The organism is Streptomyces sp. NPDC097595 (assembly GCF_044761525.1).
GTDB lineage: Bacteria > Actinomycetota > Actinomycetes > Streptomycetales > Streptomycetaceae > Streptomyces > Streptomyces drozdowiczii_A.
Genome location: NZ_JBIWCN010000021.1, coordinates 73,473 through 94,704 on the forward strand (window position 1 = coordinate 73,473; position 21,232 = coordinate 94,704).

The window sequence follows — 21,232 nt, forward strand, 5'->3', positions numbered from 1 at the left end:
CCATCAGCAAGGAGCCAGTCCGTGGTCCGCGCCGCCGTACTGCCCGCCGTCGGAGCTCCGCTGGAGATCACCGACATCGTCCTGCCGGAGCCCGCACCCGGCCGGGTGCGCGTCCGCCTCGCGGCCGCCGGGGTCTGCCACTCGGACCTCTCGCTGTCCAACGGCACCATGCGGGTGCCCGTCCCCGCGGTCCTCGGCCACGAGGGCGCCGGCACCGTCGTCGCGGTCGGCGAGGGCGTCACCCATGTCGCCCCGGGCGACGGCGTCGTCCTCAACTGGGCGCCCTCCTGCGGCAGCTGCCACCACTGCGGCATCGGCGAGGTGTGGCTCTGCGCGAACGCCCTGGCCGGTGCGGCGAACGTGCACGCCCGCACCGCCGACGGCACCGAACTGCGCCCCGGCCTCAACGTCGCCGCCTTCGCCGAGGAGACCGTCGTCGCCGGGAACTGCGTGCTGCCCGCCCCGGACGGCATCCCGCTCACCGACGCGGCGCTCCTGGGCTGCGCGGTGCTCACCGGCTACGGCGCGGTCCACCACAGCGCCCGGGTCCGCGCGGGGGAGTCCGTCGTGGTGTTCGGCATCGGCGGCGTCGGGCTCGCCGTGCTCCAGTCCGCCCGGATCGCGGGCGCCTCGCAGGTCATCGCGGTCGACGTCTCCCCGGAGAAGGAGGAGCTGGCCCGCCGCGCGGGCGCCACGGACTTCGTCATCGCCTCGGACACCACGCCCCGGGACATCCGGAAGCTCACCGGGGGCCAGGGCGCGGACGTGGCCGTGGAGTGCGTGGGGCGGGCGGCCGCCATCCGGAGCGCCTGGGAGTCCACCCGCCGGGGCGGCCGCACCACGGTCGTCGGCATCGGCGGCAAGGACCAGCAGGTCACCTTCAACGCCCTGGAGATCTTCCACTGGGGCCGCACCCTGACCGGCTGCGTCTACGGCAACAGCGACCCGGCCCGCGATCTGCCGGTGCTGGCGGACCACATCCGGGCGGGCCGCTTCGACCTCTCCATGATGGTCACCGAACGCATCGGCCTGGACGGCATCCCGGCCGCCTTCGACCACATGATCGCGGGCAAGGGCGGCCGGGCGCTGGTGGTGTTCTAAGGTGATCGTGTGACTTCCAGGCACCGTCGGGGCGGGCAGGACCAGAGGGCCGATGACGTACTGCGGGCGCCCCAGCGGGAGTTCGCGGTGGCCGAGCGGCAGGAGCCGTCCGCCGCGCTGTCCGGGATGCAGGCCGCCCTGGGCAACGCGGCGGTCGTGCAGATGCTCCGCCGGTCCGGCCACTCCTACGCGCAGGACAGCGCGCCCGTGGTGCAGCGGTACACCGAGGAGAAGGTCGGCACGGTCACCTGGCGGGTCTCCCAGACCGGCAAGTACGCCCTGCGCGGCCCCAAGGGCAGCGACCAGTACGAGCTGTACGTACGCAGCGACGTCGCCCCGCCCCGCTACTGCGAGGTGGCCACGAGGCGGCGCAAGGCGACCATCGGCGAAGCCGAGTACATCCCGTACGCGCCGATGAAGTCCTTCCTGGAGGACTGCTCGCACTCCGCCGAAGAGGTCATGCACGCCCAGGCGTTGCAGATGGGGCAGGACGCCAGCGCGTTCAAGGGCGGCGGCCTGTTCGGGGAAGGCGACGAGCAGAACGTCGAGCGGGCCCGCGCCTACGCCGAGAGCCGCGAGGGGGGCAACCACGACGAGGCCCCCGGCGTCGGAGAGGCGTACTCCATCATCGAGACGGAGTGGGCGCGGGACGTTCCGGTCAACAGCACCCGGTGGCCCTACCACGTCGCCGGTGTCGTCGCGCAGGACGGCGGCGACCGCATCACCGTCGAGCAGACCGCCGGCTCCACGGACGCCGATCCGGCCGTCGGCGTCGCCGGCATCTTCGACATCTACAAGACCGCGACCGAGATCGGCGAAGAACTCCCCGATAGCTTCCACGGGCGCCACGGCCAGTCCTTCTCCCAGGGAGCCATCACGGTGACGCTGGTGCCGGTCGACGTGGGCGGGCTGACGGCGGACGAGACCCGCACCTCGGGCAACGAGGCCCGTGCGGCCCGCGCCTCCTAGCCGCCCGGACGCGGCCGGGCGGGCTCCAGCTGCGCGTACTGCGCTTCGAGCCCGTCCACCAGGGCCCGCAGACCGGTCTCGAAGGCGCCCTCGTCCACCTGCTGCCGCCGCTCGGCCAGCAGATGCGCCTGGCCCAGGTGCGGGTAGTCGGCGGGGTCGTACGCCGTCTCGTCGTCCACGAACCCCCGGGCGAAGGAGCCGAGCGCCGAGCCGGTGATGAAGTAGCGCATCAGTGCGCCGATGTACGTGGCCTGCGCCGGCGGCCACCCCGCGCGCACCATGGCCCCGAACACGGCGTCCGCGACCCGCAGACCGGCCGGGCGGCGCCCGGGCCCCTGGGCGAGCACCGGGACGATGTGCGGATGCGCGGCCAGCGCGGCCCGGTAGGAGACCGCCCAGTCGTGCAGCGCGGCCCGCCAGTCCCGGGGATCGGACTCCTCGAACATCGACAGATCGACCTGCGCCGAGACCGCGTCGGCGACCGCGTCGAGGATCTCGTCCTTGTTCCGGAAGTGGTTGTACAGCGAGGGCCCGCTGACCCCCAGCTCGGCCGCCAGGCGGCGGGTCGACACCGCGTCGAGCCCTTCGGCGTCCACGAGGGCGCTCGCCGTCTCGACGATGCGTTCTCTGCTCAGGAGGGGCTTGCGCGGGCGGGCCATGCGGCACATAGTAGGCCCTGCGATCCAAAAACTAGCAGTGCTAATTAAGGCGGAGGGTGCGGCCGATGAACCTGGAGCTGAGCGAGGAGCAGGAAGCCGTCCGGCAGCTCGCGAGGGACTTCGTGGCCCGCGATGTCACCCCGTACGCGGCCGAGTGGGACCGGTCCGAGAACGTCGACAAGTCGATCGTCAAGAAGCTCGGCGCCCTCGGCTTCCTCGGCCTGACCGTCCCCGAGGAGTACGGCGGCTCGGGCGGCGACCATCTCGCGTACTGCCTGGTGACCGAGGAGCTGGGCCGGGGCGACTCCTCCGTGCGCGGGATCGTCTCGGTCTCGCTCGGCCTGGTCGCCAAGACCGTCGCGGCCTGGGGCGACGAGGAGCAGAAGCGCCGGTGGCTGCCCCGGCTCACCTCGGGCGACGCGGTCGGCTGCTTCGGGCTCACCGAACCCGGCACCGGCTCGGACGCGGGCAGCCTGGCGACCCGGGCCGTGCGGGACGGCGCCGACTACGTGATCAACGGCAGCAAGATGTTCATCACCAACGGCACCTGGGCCGACGTGGTGCTGCTCTTCGCCCGCACCAACGACACCCCCGGCCACAAGGGCGTCTCCGCCTTCCTGGTCCCCGCCGACACCCCCGGCCTCACCCGCCGCACCATCCACGGCAAGCTCGGCCTGCGCGGCCAGGCCACGGCCGAACTGGTCCTGGAGGACGTCCGGGTGCCCGCGAGCGCCCTGCTGGGCCCCGAGGGCAAGGGCTTCTCGATCGCCATGTCCGCCCTGGCCAAGGGCCGGATGTCGGTGGCCGCCGGCTGCGTCGGCATCGCCCAGGCGGCCCTGGACGCGGCCGTCGGATACGCCGGTGAGCGCGAGCAGTTCGGCAGGCCCATCGCGGGCTACCAGCTCGTCCAGGAGCTCATCAGCGACATCTCCGTGGACGTCGAGGCGGCGCGCCTGCTCACCTGGCGGGTCGCCGACCTCATCGACCGGGGCCAGGACTTCGCCACGGCCGCGTCCCGGGCCAAGCTCTTCGCCTCCGAGGCCGCCGTCCGCGCCGCCAACAACGCGCTCCAGGTCTTCGGCGGCTACGGCTACATCGATGAGTACCCGGTCGGCAAGCTGCTCCGGGACGCCCGTGTGATGACGCTCTACGAGGGCACCAGCCAGATCCAGAAGCTGATCATCGGCCGCGCCCTGACCGGAGTCTCGGCGTTCTAAGTATCTTCTGAGTATCCGAACGGATGTGGCGTGCGTCATACCGCCGGATGCTGGGCGCCATGAGTGAGACGACATCGGTCAAACAGCAGACCACCGGCGCCTACTTCGGGCAGGCCGTCGCGTCCTTCGGGATCGCGATGGCCGCGGTGACCCTCGGAATCTACTTCCTCGACGCCGACGCCTGGGTGCGCGCTTTCCTCGCCATCGGCGTCCTCTACCTGGTCACGTCCTGCTTCACCCTGGCCAAGGTCATCCGGGACCGGCAGGAGGCGGGCCAGCTGGTCAGCCGGGTCGATCAGGCCCGGCTGGAGAAGATCCTCGCCGAGCACGACCCGTTCCAGAAGCTCTGAGGGCCCTCCGCGAAAACTTTCCCTAAGCGCTTGCTCAGGATCGGGGTATGGTGTGCGTCCTGCTGACTGAGAGGGGCGAGCGACGATGAGCACGGCGCAGGAGACCGACGCCGAGGACCCGCCGTGGGCCGAGGTGACGCCCGAGGCCGCCCGGCGGCTCCTCGTCGCGGCCGTCGACGCCTTCGCCGAGCGCGGGTACCACGCGACCACCACCCGGGACATCGCGGGCCGCGCCGGAATGAGCCCCGCCGCGCTCTACATCCACTACAAGACGAAGGAAGAGCTGCTCCACCGGATCAGCCGGATCGGCCACGACCGGGCCCTGGCCGTGCTGGAGGCCGCCGCGGACGGCGACGGCACGGCCGCCGAACGGCTCGCCACCGCCGTACGCTCCTTCGTCCGCTGGCACGCCGAACGGCACACCACCGCCCGCGTCGTCCAGTACGAGCTGGACGCGCTCGGCGAGGAGCACCGCACCGAGATCATCGCGCTGCGCCGCAGGACCGACGCGGTGGTGCGCCGGATCATCGGTGAGGGCGTCGCCTCCGGCGAGTTCGACGTACCGGACGTGCCGGGCACCACGCTCGCGGTGCTGTCGCTCTGCATCGACGTGGCGCGCTGGTTCAACGCGCAGGGCAGCCGGACCCCCGACGAGGTCGCCGAGCTGTACGCAGGCCTGGTGCTGCGGATGGTCGCCGCCGGGCGCTGAGCACGGCCGAACGCCCCCGGTCTCCTCGTGAGGCCGGGGGCGTTCGCGTACGCACGCGGGCGCGGGCTCAGAAGTAGTAGCGCGACACCGACTCGGCGACGCAGGCCGGCTTGTCGCCGCCCTCGCGCTCGACCGTCACGACGGCGGTGATCTGCACGCCGCCGCCCGCCTCCTCGACGCTCTTCAGGACGGCCGTCGCGCGCACCCGCGAGCCCACGGGCACGGGGGAGGGGAAGCGGACCTTGTTGGTGCCGTAGTTGATGCCCATCTTCGCGCCCTCGACCGCCATCACCTGCGGGACGAGCACCGGCAGCAGCGACAGCGTCAGATAGCCGTGCGCGATGGTCTTCCCGAACGGGCCGGCCGCCGCCTTCTCCGGGTCCACGTGGATCCACTGGTGGTCGCCGGTCGCGTCGGCGAACAGGTCGATCCGCTTCTGGTCGACCTCCAGCCAGTCGCTGTACCCCAGCTGCTCGCCCACGCCGTCCCGCAGCTCCTGCGCGGACTCGAAGATCCTCGGCTCAGCCATGTCCCTGCTCCTGCCCTTCACGCTCCACTGATCGTCCACGCTTTTTCAGACCGACCGGCGAGTGGAGGGCGGCGTCGCGGGGCTGGGCACGCGCACCTGCGGCGTTGTCGTCAATCACCAACGCTCCGCGTTGCCTCAATCCTCCGCCTTGCAGCTGCACGCACCCAGCCCCGCTCCTTTACCCGCCCTCCACTCGCCGGTCGGTCTAAGCGCTTGCTCAGCATCGTGCGCGGGTGCGTTCCTGTCAACGACGGACCGGTGCCGGGGCGGCCACGTAGGCTTCGACGGGTGCCCCAGATCCCGCAGACACTTCACGAACTCACCGTCGGCCAGCTCTCGGCGCGCAGCGGCGCCGCCGTGTCGGCCCTGCACTTCTACGAGGCCAAGGGCCTGATCAGCAGCCGCCGCACCAGCGGCAACCAGCGCCGCTACAGCAGGGACGCCCTGCGCCGGGTGGCCTTCGTCCGCGCGGCCCAGCGGGTGGGCATCCCGCTGGCCACCATCCGCGAGGCGCTGGCCGAACTCCCCGAGGAGCGCACCCCGAACCGTGACGACTGGGCGCGGCTCTCGCACGCCTGGCGCTCCGAGCTGGACGACCGGATCAAGCAGCTGGGCCGGCTCCGCGACCACCTCACAGACTGCATCGGCTGCGGCTGCCTCTCGCTGGAGACCTGCGTCCTGTCCAACCCGGACGACGTCAACGGCGAGAAGATCAGCGGCTCGCGCCTGATGCCGGAGCGCAAGGCGGCCGGCCGCGCACCGGCGAAGCGCGCGCCGGTGGAGAGCGCCGAGGGCTGCTGCTGACCGACGCGTGCCGGGCGGTCCGCGCGCGGCGGGCCGCCCGCCCGTTCCTCAGGCCACCGTCGCCAGTTCGCCCGCCCGGTCCCGGCGGGCCCGCGCCAGGGCCGCCGGGGTGAGCACGGGCTGCGGCACCACGATCCCGCACCCCGTGCAGACCGGGCCCGACCACGGCTCGGTGTCCAGGTCGTGCCGCCAGGTGATCCCGGTCTTGCCGCACACCGGGCAGCCGGCGCCGGGCTCCGCCTCCAGGGCCGAGATCAGCCGGGCCAGCACCTCGGCGAGCGGGGCGGAGGGGTGGACCGCCGGATCGTCGCAGCGCGCGACCCCGTTGCCGCCCCAGGTGCGCCGGTGCCAGTCGTCGAAGGCGCCGGGCCGGCGCAGCCCCCGGTGCTTCTCCCGCCTGCGGCGCTCCGCGAAGCCCGCCTCGTAACCGAGCCAGACCGTGCGGGCCCGCTCCAGCTCGTCCAGTGCCCGCACCAGCCGCACCGGGTCCGGGTCCCGGTCCTCGGGTGCTATGCCGTGCCGTGCGCACAGATGGTCCCAGGTCGCCCGGTGCCCGTAGGGGGCGAAGCGTTCCAGGCATTTGCGCAGCGAGTACCGCCGCAGTGCCAGATCGCTTCTCGGGTCGCGGACCTGTCTCGCCAGACTCCGGAAACCGGCCATTGTGCCGCCACCTCCGTCGCTCGTACTCCGTCGCCCGTACTTCGGCGTCAGGGGATGGACGTACGCCTGCCCGGATCGGCTCCATCCAAAGGCCGAAGCGTCCGAAAGATGAGACGCCGCACAGAATCCGGCGGCATGTGGCGATTCGGAAAAGGTGACCGATGTTCATCTTACCGGCCGGTCATACCGCCAGTAACCTGCCGCGCATCGGCCTCTCGGAGGAGTACGCATGCCCCCACGCACCCGTATGACCCGCACCGGTACCACCAGAGCCGCCGCCCTCGCCGCGGCTCTCGCCCTCGGCGCGTCCCTGCTCGCCGCCGCACCCCACGCGGGCGCCGCCGAGGCGGACCCCGTCCCCGACTACTGCCAGGGCCAGTGCGACGACATCCTGCCGCCCGGCGAGAACGGCAACGCCACCCTGGTGGAGATCCTGGGCAACAAGGCGTTCGGCACCCACCCCGCGCACAGCGACGACCAGCTCGACCGCTACAACGGGCTGGTCGCCGGGCACACCGGGCTCACCGACCAGAAGCTCACCGACTTCTTCAACGACGCCTCGTTCGGCGTCCCGAAGGACCAGGTGGAGTCCGTCACCTCACCGCGCGACGACGTCACGATCACCCGCGACAAGTCCTCCGGCGTCCCGCACATCAAGGGCACGACGCGTTACGGCACCGAGTTCGGCGCCGGGTACGCGGCCGGGCAGGACCGGTTGTGGCTGATGGATCTCTTCCGGCACATCGGGCGCGGCGAGCTGACCTCGTTCGCCGGCGGGGCGCTGGCCAACCAGGGCCTGGAGCAGCAGTTCTGGCCGCAGGCCCCGTACACCGAGGCCGATCTGGAGGCCCAGGTCGAATACATCAGGACCCATGAGGGGGCCAGGGGCGAACAGGCCATGGCCGACGCGCAGGCGTACATCGACGGCATCAACGCCTACCGCAAGAAGTCCAAGGACGGCCGCTACTTTCCCGGCGAGTACGTCCTGACCGGCAAGATCGACGCCATCACCAACATCGGCGAGATCCAGCCGTTCAAGCTGACCGATCTGATCTCCATCGCCTCGGTCGTGGGCGGCCAGTTCGGCGGCGGGGGCGGCGGCGAGGTGCAGGCGGCCCTGTCGCTCCTGTCCGCGCAGCAGAAGTACGGCGTCGCCGAGGGCACGAAGGTCTGGGAGTCGTTCCGCCAGCGCAACGACCCCGAGGCCGTGCTCACCATCCACGACGGCACCTCCTTCCCGTACGCCAACAAGCCCGACAAGGCGGTCGGCACCGCACTCCCGGACCAGGGTTCCGTCACCGCCGAACCCCTGATCCACGACCGCACCGGCTCGGCGGGCACCGGCGTGAAGGCCCCGGTCAAGGCCCCGGCCTCGCTCAAGAAGGCGCAGGGCATCTTCGACAAGGGCGTCATCCCGGAGGGCTCGCTGCCCGGTTCCGGCTCCGGCGCCCAGAAGCGCGGCATGTCCAACGCACTGGTGGTGTCCGGCAAGAGCACCGCGAGCGGGCACCCCATCGCCGTGTTCGGGCCGCAGACCGGCTACTTCGCCCCGCAGCTGATGATGCTCCAGGAGCTCCAGGGCCCCGGTATCAGCGCGCGCGGCGTCTCCTTCGCCGGTGTCGGCATGTACATCCAGATGGGCCGGGGCCAGGACTACGCCTGGAGCGCCACCTCGGCCGGCCAGGACATCACCGACACGTACGCGATCGACCTCTGTGAGCCCGACGGCTCCACGCCCACCAAGGACTCCACGCACTACCTCTACCGGGGCACCTGCACCGCGATGGAGAAGATGGAGAAGTCCAACTCCTGGAAGCCGACCGTCGCGGACTCCACCGCCAAGGGCTCGTACCGCATGCAGGTCTGGCGTACCAACTACGGCATCGTCACCCACCGCGCCACCGTGGGCGGCAAGCCCGTCGCGTACACCACGCTGCGCTCGACGTACCGCCACGAGGCCGACTCGATCATCGGCTTCCAGATGCTCAACGACCCGGCGTACGTCACCGACGCGGCCTCCTTCCAGCAGGCGGCGAGCAACATCGACTACGCCTTCAACTGGTTCTACGCCGACTCCCGCACCGCCGCCTACTACAACAGCGGCATGAACCCGGTGCGCCCGTCCGGCGTCGACCCGGCGCTTCCGATCCGCGCCGAGAAGGCGTACGAGTGGCAGGGCTACGACCCGGGCGCCAACACCGCCTCGTACACCGCCTTCGCCGAGCACCCGCACTCCAGCGGCCAGGACTACTACATCTCCTGGAACAACAAGCAGGCCGAGGGATACGCCGCTTCGGGCTTCGGGCTCAGCGCGGTGCACCGGGGCGACCTGCTCGACGACCGGGTCTCCAAGCTCGTCGACGAGGGCGGCGTGACCCGCGCCTCGCTCACCCGGGCCATGGCGGACGCGGCCCTCACCGACCTGCGCGGCGAGCAGCTGCTGCCCGAGCTGCTGAAGGTCATCCGCTCCCAGCCGGTCACCGACCCGGACCTGGACGCGGTGGTCCAGCAGCTGGACTCCTGGCGCGCGGCGGGCTCCCAGCGCAAGGAGACGAGCCCCGGCTCGCACACGTACACCCACGCCGACGCGGTCCGGATCATGGACGCGTGGTGGCCGAGGCTGATCGAGGCGGAGTTCCGGCCCGGCCTCGGTGACGACCTGTACGGGGCGCTCACCGCGAACCTCGCCACCGACGAGTCCCCGGCCGCCAGCCACGGACCGAGCGGGGCGCACAGCGGATCGGCCTTCCAGTACGGCTGGTGGGGCTTCGCCGACAAGGACCTGCGCCAGGTGCTGGGGCAGCAGGTCAAGGGCCCGCTGGCCAAGTCGTACTGCGGCGGCGGCGACCTGAGCGCCTGTCGTACGGCGCTGCTCGCCTCGCTCAAGGAGGCGGCGGCGGTGCCGGCGGCCGAGGTCTACCCGGCCGACGACAACTGCAAGGCCGGCGAGCAGTGGTGCACGGACTCGATCATCCACCGCGCGCTGGGCGGCATCGCCCAGAAGTCCATCCACTGGCAGAACCGCCCGACGTACCAACAGGTGGTGGAGTTCCCGAGCCACCGATAAACCCAGCCCGTCCGGCGATTGAGGACGGAACCGGCTCGCCGGGGGGCCCGCACGCACAGGCAACACGCGCGCGGGCCCGCCCGCATGCTCACCGGTACTGCAGATACCGCTTCCGCACGGCCCGGAACTTCGCGAGGTCCGCCGCCCAGGCGCCGACGACCTCGTCCAGGTCCGCCCCCGCGTCGATCATCGTGCGCACCCGCGTATTGCCGGTCAGCTTGTCGATCCAGTTGTCCGACCGCCACGCGAACCCGCTCCACGACCGCTTCGCGGTGATCAGCAGCGCGATCCCCGTACGCACCGGGTCGAAGACCTCGCGGTCCTGTACGTGCAGCTGCACCCCGCCCACCGTGACGCCCTGGAACTTGGAGAACGTCGGCGCGAAGTACGCCTCGCGGAACGCCACTCCGGGCAGGTCGAGCGCGTTGGCCGCGTCCGCCCACTTGTGGTCGATGCCCTCCGCTCCCAGCAGCTCGAACGGGCGCGTCGTGCCGCGCCCCTCGGAGAGGTTCGTCCCCTCGAAGAGGCACGTGCCGGAGTAGACGAGGGCCGTGTCGGGCGTCGGCATGTTGGGGCTCGGCGGCACCCACGGCAGCCCCGACGCGTCGAAGAAGTCGGAGCGCGACCACCCCGTCATCTTCACGGTCTCCAGCTCGGCCGGGCGGTCCTTCAGGAACTCCCCGTTGAACAGCAGCGCCAGCTCCGTCACGGTCATCCCGTGCGCCTGGGAGATCTCCCGCCGCCCCACGAACGTACCGAACGCCGGGTCGAGGACCGGCCCGAGCGCCGCCCGCCCCGACACCGGGTTCGGCCGGTCCAGCACGACGAACTTCTTGCCCGCGAGCGCGGCCGCCTCCATGCAGTCGTACAGCGTCCAGATGTACGTGTAGAAGCGGGCACCCGCGTCCTGGATGTCGAAGACGATCGTGTCCACGCCGGACGCCGTGAAGACGTCGGCGAGTGCCTGACCGCTCTTCAGATACGTGTCGTAGACCGGAAGACCGGTCGCCGGGTCGTCGTAGCGCCCCTCGGAACCGCCCGCCTGCGCGGTGCCCCGGAAGCCGTGCTCGGGGCCGAAGACGGCGGTGAGGTTCACCCGGCGGTCCGGGTGCATCACGTCCACGATGTGCCGGACGTCGGACGTGATCCCGGTCGGGTTGGTGACGACGCCGACGCGCTGCCCCTTCAGCAGGGCGTAACCGTCCGCCGCCAGCCGGTCGAAGCCGGTACGGACCCGCTGCCCGCCCCCGTGGCCGTTCCCGTGCCCGTGGCCCTTGCCGTGGGACGTACCGGCGGCCGCCGGGCCGGCCGAGGCGGCCGTGGCCGCGAGGGCCCCCATCGCACCGCCGGCACTGAGCAAACCACGCCTGGACAGGCTCATTCGGCTACCTCCAAGATCGCGACGAGTGTCATGGCCACGCACGCTAGCGCGCCGAGCGGCCCGGGGGAACGTGTCGGACGGGGCCGCCGCGCCGGGAGTGACCGAGGGGACGCCGCCACCCCTTCCCGCACGCCACCCCTTCCCACACGACATACCGACTGGTTAGTCTGCCCGTGCAGTCGGCTGAGAGGTGCGAGAGCGATGAGTACGGTGCAGGGCGCGGGCGTGGTGGTCACCGGGGCCGGAGGCGGCATCGGCGCCGCCCTCGCCCGCAGATTCGCCGCCGAGGGCGCACGGGTCGTCGTCAACGACCTCGACGCGTCCCGGATCGAGGCGCTCGCCGACGAGATCGGCGCCACCGCCGTCGCCGGGGACGCCTCCCGGATCGTGGAGGCCGCCCGCGACGCGCTGGACGGCACCGTCGACGTGTACTGCGCCAACGCGGGCCTCGCCTCGCCCGGCGACCCGATGGCCGACGAGGAGGTCTGGGCCGCGGCCTGGGACGTCAACGTGATGGCCCACGTCCGGGCGGCCCGCGCGCTGCTCCCGGACTGGCTGGAGCGCGGCGGCGGCCGGTTCGTCGCCACCGCCTCCGCCGCCGGGCTGCTCACCATGATCGGCGCCGCCCCGTACAGCGTCACCAAGCACGGCGCGGTCGCCTTCGCGGAGTGGCTGTCGCTGACCTACCGGCACCGGGGCGTCAAGGTCCACGCGATCTGCCCGCAGGGCGTGCGTACGGACATGCTCACCGCCGCCGGATCGGCCGGCGAGCTCGTCCTCGCCCCCGGCGCCATCGAGCCCGAGGCCGTCGCGGACGCCCTGTTCGACGCCATGGCCGAGGACCGCTTCCTGGTCCTGCCGCACCCCGAGGTCGCCGGCTACTACGAAGCCAGGGCCGCCGACACCGACCGCTGGATCCGCGGCATGAACCGCCTCCAGCGCACCTGGGAGGAGACCGGAGCATGACCGAGTCCATCTACGCGGCGAAGCCCTGGCTCCCGCTGCTCAGCGAGGCCCAGCGGGCCCCCGTCCACCCCGCCGAGACCCTGGTCCACGCCTTCCGCGCGTCCGTGGACCGCACCCCGGACCACCCGGCGCTCGCCTACTTCGACGGACGCCTCACCTACCGCGAGACGGACGCGCTCTCCGACTCCGTGGCCGGCCACCTCGCCGCCCGGGGCCTGGAACGCGGCGACCGGGTCGCGATCATGCTCCAGAACTCCCCGCAGTTCGTCCTCGCGCTCCTCGGCGCCTGGAAGGCCGGCGCCACCGTCGTCCCGCTCAACCCGATGTACAAGTCCGCCGAGGTCGGCCACGTACTCAAGGACGCCCAGGTCACCGCCCTGATCTGCTCCGACCGGGCCTGGGAGGCGTACCTCCGGGACACCGCCGCGGCCGCGCCCGGCGTCCGGATCGCGCTCACCGCCTGCGAGCTGGACCTCCAGACGGAGAACGACGAGCGGGTCCTCAACTTCGAGCGGCTGCCTGCCGCCGGGGACGCCGACGACCTCGTCGCCGTCGCCCGCCAGGGCCTCGCCGCGCCCGCCGGACGGGAGCTCACCGCCGCCGACACCGCGCTGATCAGCTACACCTCCGGGACCAGCGGCACCCCCAAGGGCGCCCTGAACTCCCACGGCAACATCATGGTCAACGCCGAACGCCAGCGCACCGGCCACCCCGTCCCCGAGGGCGCCGCCTACTTCGCGCTCGCCCCGCTCTTCCACATCACCGGCATGGTCTGCCAGCTGGCCGCCTGCCTCACCAACGGGGGCACCCTCGTCCTCGCCTACCGCTTCCACCCCGGCGTCGTCCTCGACGCCTTCGCCGAGCACCGGCCCGCGTACACCGTCGGCCCCTCCACCGCCTTCATGGCGCTGGCGGCCACCCCCGGCGTGACGCCCGAGCACTTCGCGTCCTTCCAGGTCATCTCCTCCGGCGGCGCCCCGCTGCCGCCCGCGCTCGTGGAGCAGTTCCGGGCGGGCCTCGGCCCGTACATACGCAACGGCTACGGGCTCACCGAGTGCACCGCCCCCTGCGCCTCCGTGCCCCCGGAGCGCGAGGCGCCCGTCGACCCGGTCTCCGGCACCCTCTCGGTCGGCGTGCCGGGCCCCGACACCGTCGTCCGCATCCTGGACGAGAACGGTGCCGAGGTGCCCTTCGGGGAGCAGGGCGAGATCGCGGTGCGCGGCCCGCAGGTCGTCTCCGGCTACTGGGGACTGCCCGAGGCCACCGCGGCCGCCTTCCCCGACGGCGAACTGCGCACCGGGGACATCGGCTTCATGGACCGCGAGGGCTGGCTCTACGTGGTCGACCGGAAGAAGGACATGATCAACGCCTCCGGCTTCAAGGTGTGGCCCCGCGAGGTGGAGGACGTCCTCTACACGCACCCGGCCGTCCGCGAGGCCGCCGTCGTCGGCGTGCCCGACGCCTACCGGGGCGAGACCGTCCGGGCCTACGTCAGCCTGCGCCCGGGCGCGGACGTGGAGCCGGACGAGCTGGGCGCGTACTGCAAGGAACGGCTCGCCGCGTACAAGTACCCGCGCGAGGTCGAGATCCTGGCCGAGCTGCCCAAGACGGCAAGTGGGAAGATCCTCAGGCGGGAACTGCGTTCAGCCCGCTAGAACAGACATACGCGTACGTACGCACGGAAGGAAGGCGGCGGCTATGGCCAAGGAGACGGACGGGAGCGGCACCCCCGTCCCGCAGCGACTGCTGGCCGCCGCCACCCGGCTCTTCGCCGAGCAGGGCTACGACCGCACCTCGGTGCAGGAGATCGTGGAGGCGGCCGGCGTCACCAAGGGGGCGCTGTACCACTACTTCGGCTCCAAGGAGGACCTGCTCCAGGAGGTGTACGCCCGGGTGCTGCGGCTCCAGCAGGAGCGGCTCGACGCCTTCGCGAACGCCGAGGCGCCCATCGAGCAGCGGCTGCGCGACGCGGCGGCCGATGTCGTCGTCACCACCATCGAGAACCTGGACGACGCCTCGATCTTCTTCCGCTCCATGCACCACCTGAGCCCGGAGAAGAACAAGCAGGTACGGGGCGAGCGGCGGCGCTACCACGAGCGCTTCCGCGCCCTGGTCGAGGAGGGCCAGCGCAGCGGCGTCTTCTCCACGGCCACCCCGGCGGACCTCATCGTGGACTACCACTTCGGCTCGGTCCACCACCTGTCGACCTGGTACCGCCCGGACGGCCCCCTGACCCCGCAGGAGGTCGCCGACCACCTGGCCGACCTGCTGCTCCGGGCGCTCAGACCGTAGCGGGCTCCCCGCCGCACAGCCGCCCGAGCAGCGCCTCCGCCGCCGGGTTGCGCGGCCGGGGCGCCCGGCCCACCAGCAGCACGGTCCGGCCCGGCTCGGGCTGCCGGATCGTCACACACGGGAGCCCCGCGTCCTCGCCGATCCGGCGCGGCACGATCGCCACCCCGATGCCCGCCCGGACGAGGTCGACCAGCAGCCGGATCTGCGTGACGTCACAGGTGATCCGGCGCTCCAGACCGCAGTGCGCGGCCAGCCTGCGCACCGCCGTCTCCAGGCCCGTGCCCGCCCGGAAGTCCACGAACGGCTCGTCGGCGAGGTCCTTGATCAGGGTGCGCCCCGCCGTCGCGAGGGGGTGCCCGGGCGCGGTGATCAGCACCAGGTCCTCGTGCCAGGTGGCGAACGCGGTGATGCCCTCCGGCAGCTCCGCGGTGTCCGGCGCCAGATAGGCCAGGTCCAGCTCCCCGGCGCGGACCGCCGCCACCAGCTCCGGTGTCGTCGCCTCGCGCAGCGAGATCTGCACCCCGGGCCACAGCCGGTGGAACGCGGCCAGTTCGGCGGCCAGGTCGACGCAGGTCAGCGTCTGGATCGTGCCGACCCTGACCCGCCCGCTGGCCAGCCCCGACACGGCCGCCACCGCGTCCCGGGCGGCGTCCGTCCCCGCGAGTACCGTCCGCGCGGCGGGGAGCAGCGCCCGGCCCGCCTCGGTGAGGACCACCCGGCGGCCGGTGCGGTCGAAGAGCTCGGCGCCCAGTTCCCGTTCCAGGTTGCGCACGGACGTGCTCAGCGCCGACTGCACGATCAGCTCGGCGCGGGCGGCGGCGGTGAAGCTGCCGTGGGTGATCACCGCCATGAAGTGGCGGAGCTGGCGAATCTCCATGCATCTACATTATCGATGGGTGGCAGCGAATCCATCTGTTGGACCGCCTCCCGCACCGGGGCCAAGCTGGATTCATGGCGCACATCCAGAGTTCCACCCGCATCCCCGCCCTGTGGGCCGTGGCCTACGGCCGCCGCCGCTCCCTCCCGGTCAGGCTGCTGGCCCGCACCCTGCTGCGGGTACGGGCCTTCGCCCGGGAACTGGCCCTGGCCGACCACGTGCCGTACGGGGGCTATTGAAGCGCTACAGGTACTTCTTGATCTCCCGCCGGGCCAGCGAGCGCTGGTGCACCTCGTCCGGGCCGTCCGCGAGGCGCAGCGTCCGGGCCGAGGCCCACAGCTCGGCGAGGGGGAAGTCCTGGCTGACCCCGCCCGCGCCGTGCAGCTGCACCGCCTGGTCGAGGATGGCGACCACCGCGCGCGGGGTGGCGATCTTGATGGACTGGATCTCCGTGTGCGCGCCCCGGTTGCCGACGGTGTCCATCAGCCAGGCCGTCTTCAGCACCAGCAGCCGCAGCTGCTCGACGGTGACCCGGGCGTCCGCGATCCAGTTCTGTACGACACCCTGCTGGGCCAGCGGCTTGCCGAAGGCCGTACGCGAGACCGCGCGCCGGCACATCAGCTCGATCGCCCGCTCCGCCATGCCGATGAGCCGCATGCAGTGGTGGATGCGCCCCGGACCCAGCCGGGCCTGGGCGATGGCGAAGCCGCCGCCCTCCTCGCCGATCAGGTTCGACGCCGGGACGCGTACGTCCTCGAAGACGACCTCCGCGTGGCCGCCGTGCCAGTGGTCCTCGTAGCCGTACACCTGCATGGCGCGCTTCACCGTGAGGCCCGGGGTGTCGCGGGGGACGAGGATCTGCGACTGCTGGCGGCGGATGTCCGCACCGTCCGGGTCCGTCTTGCCCATCACGATGAAGATCTCGCAGTCCGGGTTCATCGCCCCGGAGATGTACCACTTGCGGCCGTTGATCACGTAGTCACCGCCGTCGCGGGTGATCCGGGTCTCGATGTTGGTCGCGTCCGAGGAGGCGACCTCCGGCTCCGTCATCGCGAAGGCCGACCGGATCTCCCCGGCCAGCAGCGGCTCCAGCCACCGCTTCTTCTGCTCGTCCGTGCCGAACTCGGACAGCACCTCCATGTTCCCGGTGTCCGGCGCCGCGCAGTTCGTCGCGGTGGGCGCCAGTCGGGGCGAGCGGCCCAGGATCTCCGCCAGCGGCGCGTACTGGAGGTTGCTCAGCCCGGCCCCGTGCTCCGTGCCCGGCAGGAAGAGGTTCCACAGGCCCTGCCGGCGGGCCTCCGCCTTCAGGTCCTCCACGATCCGCGGGGTCTGCCACGGCGAGTCCAGCCCGTCGCGCTGCTCGTCCGCGATCCGCTCGGCCGGGTAGACGTGCTCGTCCATGAAGGCGAGGAGCCGGGTGCGCAGCTCCTCGGTACGGGCGTCGAATGCGAAGTCCATGGGGGGGTTCAGCCTTCCTGGAGGGTGGTGAGGCCGTGCTCGATGAAGACGGGGACGAGGTCGCCGATGCGGTCGAAGCCGCCGCCGACCGTCTGGCCCAGGGTGTAGCGGTAGTGGATGCCCTCCAGGATCACGGCGAGCTTGAACCAGGCGAAGGCCGTGTACCAGGAGATGGCGGAGGTGTCGCGGCCGGACCGGGCCGCGTAGCGCTCGATCAGCTCGGCGGGGGACGGGTGGCCGGGCGCGCCGCTGGTCGTGGAGACCGGCGACTCCGGCAGCCCCAGGTCGGAGCTGTACATGACGAGCAGCCCGAGGTCGGTGAGCGGGTCGCCGAGCGTGGACATCTCCCAGTCCAGGACGGCCTTGATCTCGTCGTCGGCGCCGATCAGCGCGTTGTCCAGGCGGTAGTCGCCGTGCACCACGGTGGGCGAGGGGGAGACGGGCAGCGCGCGGCCGAGCGCCGCGTGCAGCTCCTCTATTCCGGGCAGCTCGCGATTGCGGGAGGCGGCCAGCTGCTTGCCCCAGCGGCGCAGCTGCCGGTCCAGGAAGCCCTCGGGCCGCCCGAAGTCGCCGAGACCGACCGCCTCGGGGTCCACGGCGTGCAGCTCGACCAGCGTGTCGACCAGGGCGAGGACCGCGGCGCGGGTGCGCTCCGGGCCGAGCGGGGCCAGCTGCTCCGCCGTGCGGTACGGGGTGCCCTCCACGTACTCCATGAGGTAGAACGGCGCGCCGATGACCGCGTCGTCCTCGCAGAGCAGGAGCGGTTCGGGGACCGGGACCGCCGTCGGGTGCAGGGCGCTGATCACCCGGTGCTCGCGCTTCATGTCGTGCGCGGTGGCCAGGACGTGCCCGAGCGGGGGCCGGCGGACGACCCAGCGGCCGGTGCCGTCGGTGACGAGGTAGGTCAGGTTCGACCGGCCGCCCTCCACGACGTGGGCGTCGAGCGGTCCGCCCACCAGGCCCGGGCGCTCGCGGTCCAGGTGTCCGCGCAGCCGGTCGAGGTCGAGACCTGGCGGATGGACGTGGCTCATCGTGCGTACCTCCGGAGTGGGCGAACGGTCGCTCTCATGATGCCGACCAGTCGGTATGTCGTCCAGTGCGTCCCCGGAACCGGATGCGGAGTCTCCGGTCCCGGTATCGCCCGGCCCTGGCATTAGGTCGCATCTCTGAATAGGGTTCACGTATGGATACCGCGCTGCTCATCGAGGAAGTCCGGCTCACCCCGATCCTCATCGCCGACCCGCCCCTGCTCAACACCCAGGGCGTCCACCAGCCCTACACGCCCCGGCTCGTCGTGGAGGTCGTCACCCGGGGCGGGGTCACCGGGATCGGGGAGACCTACGGCGACGGCAAGTATCTGGAGCTCGCGAGGCCCCTGGCGGCCGCCCTGCCCGGCCGTCCGGTCAGCGATGTGAACGGGCTGTTCGCCCTCGCCGACGAGGTGTGCGGCGACTCACGGGCGGCCGACGAGCGGGTCGACGCGGGCGGGCTGCGCGGCGTCCAGACCGCGGACAAGCTCCGGCTCTCCGTGGTCTCCGGCTTCGAGGTGGCCTGCCTGGACGCGCTCGGCAAGACCGTCGGGCTCCCGGTGCACGCCCTGCTCGGCGGGAAGGTCCGCGACCGGGTCGAGTACAGCGCGTACCTCTTCTATCGCTGGGCGGAGCACCCGGAGGGCGGCGAGCGCGACGACTGGGGCGCGGCGCTCGACCCGGCCGGGGTCGTCGCCCAGGCCCGCCGCTTCGCCCGCGACCACGGCTTCTCCTCCTTCAAGCTCAAGGGCGGCGTCTTCCCGCCCGACGAGGAGATCGCCGCCGTCCGCGCGCTCGCCGAGGCGTTCCCCGGGCAGCCGCTGCGCCTGGACCCCAACGGCGCCTGGTCCGCGGAGACCTCGCTGTACGTCGCCGAGCAGCTGAAGGACGTCCTCGAATACCTGGAGGACCCGGCGAGCGGCACGGACGCGATGGCCGCCGTCTCGGCGGGCACGGACGTGCCGCTGGCCACCAACATGTGCGTCACCACGCTCGCCGAGGTCCCCGAGGCGTTCGCCCGGGACGCCGTCCAGGTCGTCCTGTCCGACCACCACTACTGGGGCGGGCTGCACCGCACCCGCGAACTCGCCGCGATCTGCCGCCTGCACGGCGTCGGGCTCTCCATGCACTCCAATACCCACCTGGGCATCAGCCTCGCCGCGATGACGCACGTCGCGGCCACCGTCCCCAACCTGGACTACGCCTGCGACAGCCACTACCCCTGGCAGACCGAGGACGTCCTCACCGCCCGCCATGTCTTCGAGGACGGCCGCCTCACCGTCTCCGACGCCCCCGGACTCGGCGTCGAACTCGACCGGGACCGGCTCGCCGCACTGCACCGCCGCTGGCTGGACGACGACGGCACGATGCGCGAGCGCGACGACGCCGCCGCGATGCGCAAGGCCGAACCGGGCTGGCGGACCCCGTCGATCCCGCGCTGGTGACACCCGGCTGAGTTGCGGGCACCCCGGCCCGCCGCGAGGGTCGGACCATGAAGGCGATCAGCTACAGCAGCTTCGGCGACGAGGGCGTCCTGGAATACGGCGAGCGGCCCGACCCCAAGGTGGGCCCCGACACCGTCCTGGTCAAGGTCCGGGCCGCCGCCGTGAACCCGGTCGACCGGGCGACCCGGGAGGGCAAGCTCGACTCCATTCTGGACACGGTCTTCCCGGTGATCCCCGGCTGGGACGTCTCCGGGGTCGTCGTCCAGCCCGGCGTCGCCGTGGACGAGTTCGCGGTCGGCGACGAGGTCATCGGCTATGTGCGGGAGGACTTCCTGAGCCGGGGGACCTTCGCCGAATACGTGGCCGCGCCCGTGCGCACCCTCGCCCGCAAGCCCCTGCGGCTGAGCTTCGAGGAGGCGGCTGGCCTGCCCCTGGCCGGGCTCACCGCCTATCAGGTGCTCCACCGCACCCTGCGGATCCAGGAGGGCGACACCGTCCTCGTCCACGCGGCGGCGGGCGGTGTCGGCTCGCTCGCCGTCCAGCTCGCCCGGCACGCCGGCTGCCGCGTCATCGGCACCGCGAGCGAACGCAACCACGACCACCTGCGCACGCTCGGCGCGGAGCCCGTGGCGTACGGGGACGGGCTGGCGGACCGGCTGCGGGAGCTGGCCCCCGAGGGCATCGACGCCGCCTTCGACACGGTGGCCGGGGACGCCCTGCGCGCCTCCGCCGACACCCTGGCCCCCGACGGACGCCTCGCCTCCATCGTGGACACCGAGGTCTTCTCGTACGGCGGCCGGTACGCGTTCGTCCGGCCCGACGCCGACGACCTCGCGCACCTCGCGGAACTGGCCGAGCAGGGCATCGTCACGGTCCACGTCGACCGGGTCTTCCCGCTCGCCGAGACGGCGGCGGCCCAGCGGCTCAACGCGGAGGGCCGGACGCGCGGCAAGATCGTCGTCACGGTCGACTGGGACGCGCCCGAGGGCTGAGCGGGGGCCTCAGAACAGCATGAACGCCGCGAACACCGCCAGCGCCACCACGCACGCGGCGGCGGTGATCGCGCCCGCCGCCTCCATGGGCTGCGGGCGGGCGCCGCCCATGGACTGCACCCGGCGGTTCGCGATCCACAGGAAACCCAGCCAGGCCAGGGCGCTGAGCGCCAGCGCGATGACCCCCGTGTCCGTCGCCCCGCCGTGCAGCGTCTGCCGCACGGCCAGCACCGCGGCCACCGTGCACGACAGGGTCGTACGCCGCCACGCCAGCCGGGTCCGCTCCGGCTGGAGCCCCGGGTCGCGCTCCTCGGCGGTCACCGGCCCTCCCAGCCGAAGAGGACCACCACCACCATCGCCACCGCCACTACGGCGACCGCGATGCTCAGCAGCGTCGGGAAACGCGAGACCGGCAGGTCCTCGCCGCGCCGCATCGCCCGCTCGCACCGCACCCAGTGGTTGACCGCCCGCAGCGCGCACAGCACCCCCGCCGCCAGCAGCGCGAGCGCCAGACCTGTGCGCACCGCCCGGGACAGCTCCGGCAGGAACTGGTCGACCGCGAAGCCCCCGCCGATCAGGGCCAGGGCCGTCCGGATCCAGGCGAGGAAGGTCCGCTCGTTGGCGAGGGAGAAGCGGTAATCGGGGGTCTCGCCCTCGGCGCGGACGCGCTCCGGCGCGAACCACAGCCGCAGGCTCTGTACGAATTCGTTCACGCGTGGACCTTATCC

General features: G+C 72.3%; 22 protein-coding genes. 13 read left to right on the forward strand and 9 right to left on the reverse strand.

Going from position 1 to position 21,232, the window contains the following annotated elements; all coding sequences use genetic code 11:
• The first annotated feature begins 21 nt into the window (after positions 1-21).
• Complete coding sequence (locus ACIQZN_RS28255) at positions 22-1,101, forward strand: Zn-dependent alcohol dehydrogenase (RefSeq protein ID WP_403999538.1); 1,080 nt, start codon at positions 22-24, stop codon at positions 1,099-1,101.
• A gap of 9 nt (positions 1,102-1,110) precedes the next feature.
• Positions 1,111-2,070 (forward strand): hypothetical protein, encoded by a 960-nt coding sequence (locus ACIQZN_RS28260; protein WP_403999541.1) that lies wholly within the window; start codon positions 1,111-1,113, stop codon positions 2,068-2,070.
• Here ACIQZN_RS28260 and ACIQZN_RS28265 read toward each other — a convergent pair.
• Positions 2,067-2,729 (reverse strand): TetR/AcrR family transcriptional regulator, encoded by a 663-nt coding sequence (locus ACIQZN_RS28265; RefSeq protein ID WP_403999544.1) that lies wholly within the window; start codon positions 2,727-2,729, stop codon positions 2,067-2,069. The two genes, ACIQZN_RS28260 and ACIQZN_RS28265, sit on opposite strands and share 4 nt — an antisense overlap.
• 65 nt (positions 2,730-2,794) lie before the next feature.
• Here ACIQZN_RS28265 and ACIQZN_RS28270 point away from each other — a divergent pair, with 65 nt between their 5' ends.
• The 3 genes from ACIQZN_RS28270 to ACIQZN_RS28280 all read left to right on the forward strand — a co-directional run bounded on the left by ACIQZN_RS28270 (position 2,795) and on the right by ACIQZN_RS28280 (position 5,005).
• Positions 2,795-3,946, forward strand: coding sequence for an acyl-CoA dehydrogenase family protein (locus ACIQZN_RS28270; protein ID WP_403999547.1), 1,152 nt, complete (start codon positions 2,795-2,797; stop codon positions 3,944-3,946).
• A 59-nt stretch (positions 3,947-4,005) separates the two neighbouring features.
• Positions 4,006-4,296 (forward strand): YiaA/YiaB family inner membrane protein, encoded by a 291-nt coding sequence (locus ACIQZN_RS28275; RefSeq protein WP_028425698.1) that lies wholly within the window; start codon positions 4,006-4,008, stop codon positions 4,294-4,296.
• An 85-nt stretch (positions 4,297-4,381) separates the two neighbouring features.
• The gene (locus ACIQZN_RS28280; protein ID WP_018103660.1) at positions 4,382-5,005 is read left to right on the forward strand and encodes a TetR/AcrR family transcriptional regulator; all 624 of its coding nucleotides are present in this window, start codon (positions 4,382-4,384) and stop codon (positions 5,003-5,005) included.
• 67 nt (positions 5,006-5,072) lie between these two features.
• Here the strand turns inward: ACIQZN_RS28280 and ACIQZN_RS28285 are convergent, their stop codons facing one another.
• A complete protein-coding gene (locus tag ACIQZN_RS28285) occupies positions 5,073-5,534 on the reverse strand; it encodes a MaoC family dehydratase (RefSeq protein ID WP_161207181.1) in 462 nt (153 codons plus the stop codon).
• A 288-nt stretch (positions 5,535-5,822) separates the two neighbouring features.
• Here ACIQZN_RS28285 and soxR point away from each other — a divergent pair, with 288 nt between their 5' ends.
• Entirely contained in the window at positions 5,823-6,338 is a 516-nt protein-coding gene (soxR, locus tag ACIQZN_RS28290; RefSeq protein ID WP_403999551.1) for a redox-sensitive transcriptional activator SoxR, read from the forward strand.
• 48 nt (positions 6,339-6,386) lie between these two features.
• On the opposite strand, the gene ACIQZN_RS28295 is transcribed toward soxR, so the two are convergent.
• The gene (locus ACIQZN_RS28295; protein WP_328899441.1) at positions 6,387-6,998 is read right to left on the reverse strand and encodes a hypothetical protein; all 612 of its coding nucleotides are present in this window, start codon (positions 6,996-6,998) and stop codon (positions 6,387-6,389) included.
• Between the two features lie 229 nt (positions 6,999-7,227).
• Between ACIQZN_RS28295 and ACIQZN_RS28300 the strand changes: the two genes are divergently transcribed.
• Entirely contained in the window at positions 7,228-10,065 is a 2,838-nt protein-coding gene (locus ACIQZN_RS28300; RefSeq protein ID WP_403999554.1) for a penicillin acylase family protein, read from the forward strand.
• Between the two features lie 88 nt (positions 10,066-10,153).
• Here the strand turns inward: ACIQZN_RS28300 and ACIQZN_RS28305 are convergent, their stop codons facing one another.
• A complete protein-coding gene (locus ACIQZN_RS28305; protein WP_403999557.1) occupies positions 10,154-11,446 on the reverse strand; it encodes an exo-beta-N-acetylmuramidase NamZ domain-containing protein in 1,293 nt (430 codons plus the stop codon).
• Positions 11,447-11,647: 201 nt separating this feature from the next.
• On the opposite strand from ACIQZN_RS28305, the gene ACIQZN_RS28310 reads away from it, so the two are divergent.
• Genes ACIQZN_RS28310 through ACIQZN_RS28320 form a run of 3 tightly spaced genes read left to right on the forward strand, consistent with a single transcriptional unit; the run spans position 11,648 to position 14,704 of the window.
• The gene (locus ACIQZN_RS28310; RefSeq protein ID WP_403999560.1) at positions 11,648-12,412 is read left to right on the forward strand and encodes an SDR family oxidoreductase; all 765 of its coding nucleotides are present in this window, start codon (positions 11,648-11,650) and stop codon (positions 12,410-12,412) included.
• The gene (locus ACIQZN_RS28315) at positions 12,409-14,067 is read left to right on the forward strand and encodes a class I adenylate-forming enzyme family protein (protein WP_403999563.1); all 1,659 of its coding nucleotides are present in this window, start codon (positions 12,409-12,411) and stop codon (positions 14,065-14,067) included. Before ACIQZN_RS28310 ends, ACIQZN_RS28315 begins: the two co-directional genes overlap by 4 nt.
• A 43-nt stretch (positions 14,068-14,110) precedes the next feature.
• Positions 14,111-14,704: a TetR/AcrR family transcriptional regulator gene (locus ACIQZN_RS28320; RefSeq protein WP_018103668.1), complete on the forward strand. Its 594-nt coding sequence runs from the start codon at positions 14,111-14,113 to the stop codon at positions 14,702-14,704.
• On the opposite strand, the gene ACIQZN_RS28325 is transcribed toward ACIQZN_RS28320, so the two are convergent.
• Positions 14,694-15,581, reverse strand: a complete 888-nt coding sequence (locus ACIQZN_RS28325) for a LysR family transcriptional regulator (protein WP_403999566.1) — start codon at positions 15,579-15,581, stop codon at positions 14,694-14,696. The two genes, ACIQZN_RS28320 and ACIQZN_RS28325, sit on opposite strands and share 11 nt — an antisense overlap.
• Before the next feature lie 74 nt (positions 15,582-15,655).
• Between ACIQZN_RS28325 and ACIQZN_RS28330 the strand changes: the two genes are divergently transcribed.
• A complete protein-coding gene (locus ACIQZN_RS28330; protein ID WP_403999569.1) occupies positions 15,656-15,820 on the forward strand; it encodes a hypothetical protein in 165 nt (54 codons plus the stop codon).
• Between the two features lie 4 nt (positions 15,821-15,824).
• Here the strand turns inward: ACIQZN_RS28330 and ACIQZN_RS28335 are convergent, their stop codons facing one another.
• Both ACIQZN_RS28335 and ACIQZN_RS28340 read right to left on the reverse strand, forming a co-directional pair.
• Positions 15,825-17,039, reverse strand: a complete 1,215-nt coding sequence (locus ACIQZN_RS28335) for an acyl-CoA dehydrogenase family protein (protein ID WP_403999572.1) — start codon at positions 17,037-17,039, stop codon at positions 15,825-15,827.
• A gap of 8 nt (positions 17,040-17,047) precedes the next feature.
• Complete coding sequence (locus ACIQZN_RS28340) at positions 17,048-18,070, reverse strand: phosphotransferase family protein (protein WP_403999575.1); 1,023 nt, start codon at positions 18,068-18,070, stop codon at positions 17,048-17,050.
• 152 nt (positions 18,071-18,222) lie between these two features.
• Here ACIQZN_RS28340 and ACIQZN_RS28345 point away from each other — a divergent pair, with 152 nt between their 5' ends.
• A complete protein-coding gene (locus tag ACIQZN_RS28345; RefSeq protein ID WP_403999578.1) occupies positions 18,223-19,512 on the forward strand; it encodes a glucarate dehydratase family protein in 1,290 nt (429 codons plus the stop codon).
• Positions 19,513-19,559: 47 nt separating this feature from the next.
• A complete protein-coding gene (locus ACIQZN_RS28350; RefSeq protein WP_403999582.1) occupies positions 19,560-20,504 on the forward strand; it encodes an NADP-dependent oxidoreductase in 945 nt (314 codons plus the stop codon).
• Between the two features lie 9 nt (positions 20,505-20,513).
• On the opposite strand, the gene ACIQZN_RS28355 is transcribed toward ACIQZN_RS28350, so the two are convergent.
• Positions 20,514-20,825, reverse strand: a complete 312-nt coding sequence (locus ACIQZN_RS28355) for a DUF202 domain-containing protein (protein ID WP_403999585.1) — start codon at positions 20,823-20,825, stop codon at positions 20,514-20,516.
• Entirely contained in the window at positions 20,822-21,217 is a 396-nt protein-coding gene (locus tag ACIQZN_RS28360; RefSeq protein WP_403999588.1) for a YidH family protein, read from the reverse strand. Before ACIQZN_RS28360 ends, ACIQZN_RS28355 begins: the two co-directional genes overlap by 4 nt.
• Between the last annotated feature and the right edge of the window lie 15 nt (positions 21,218-21,232).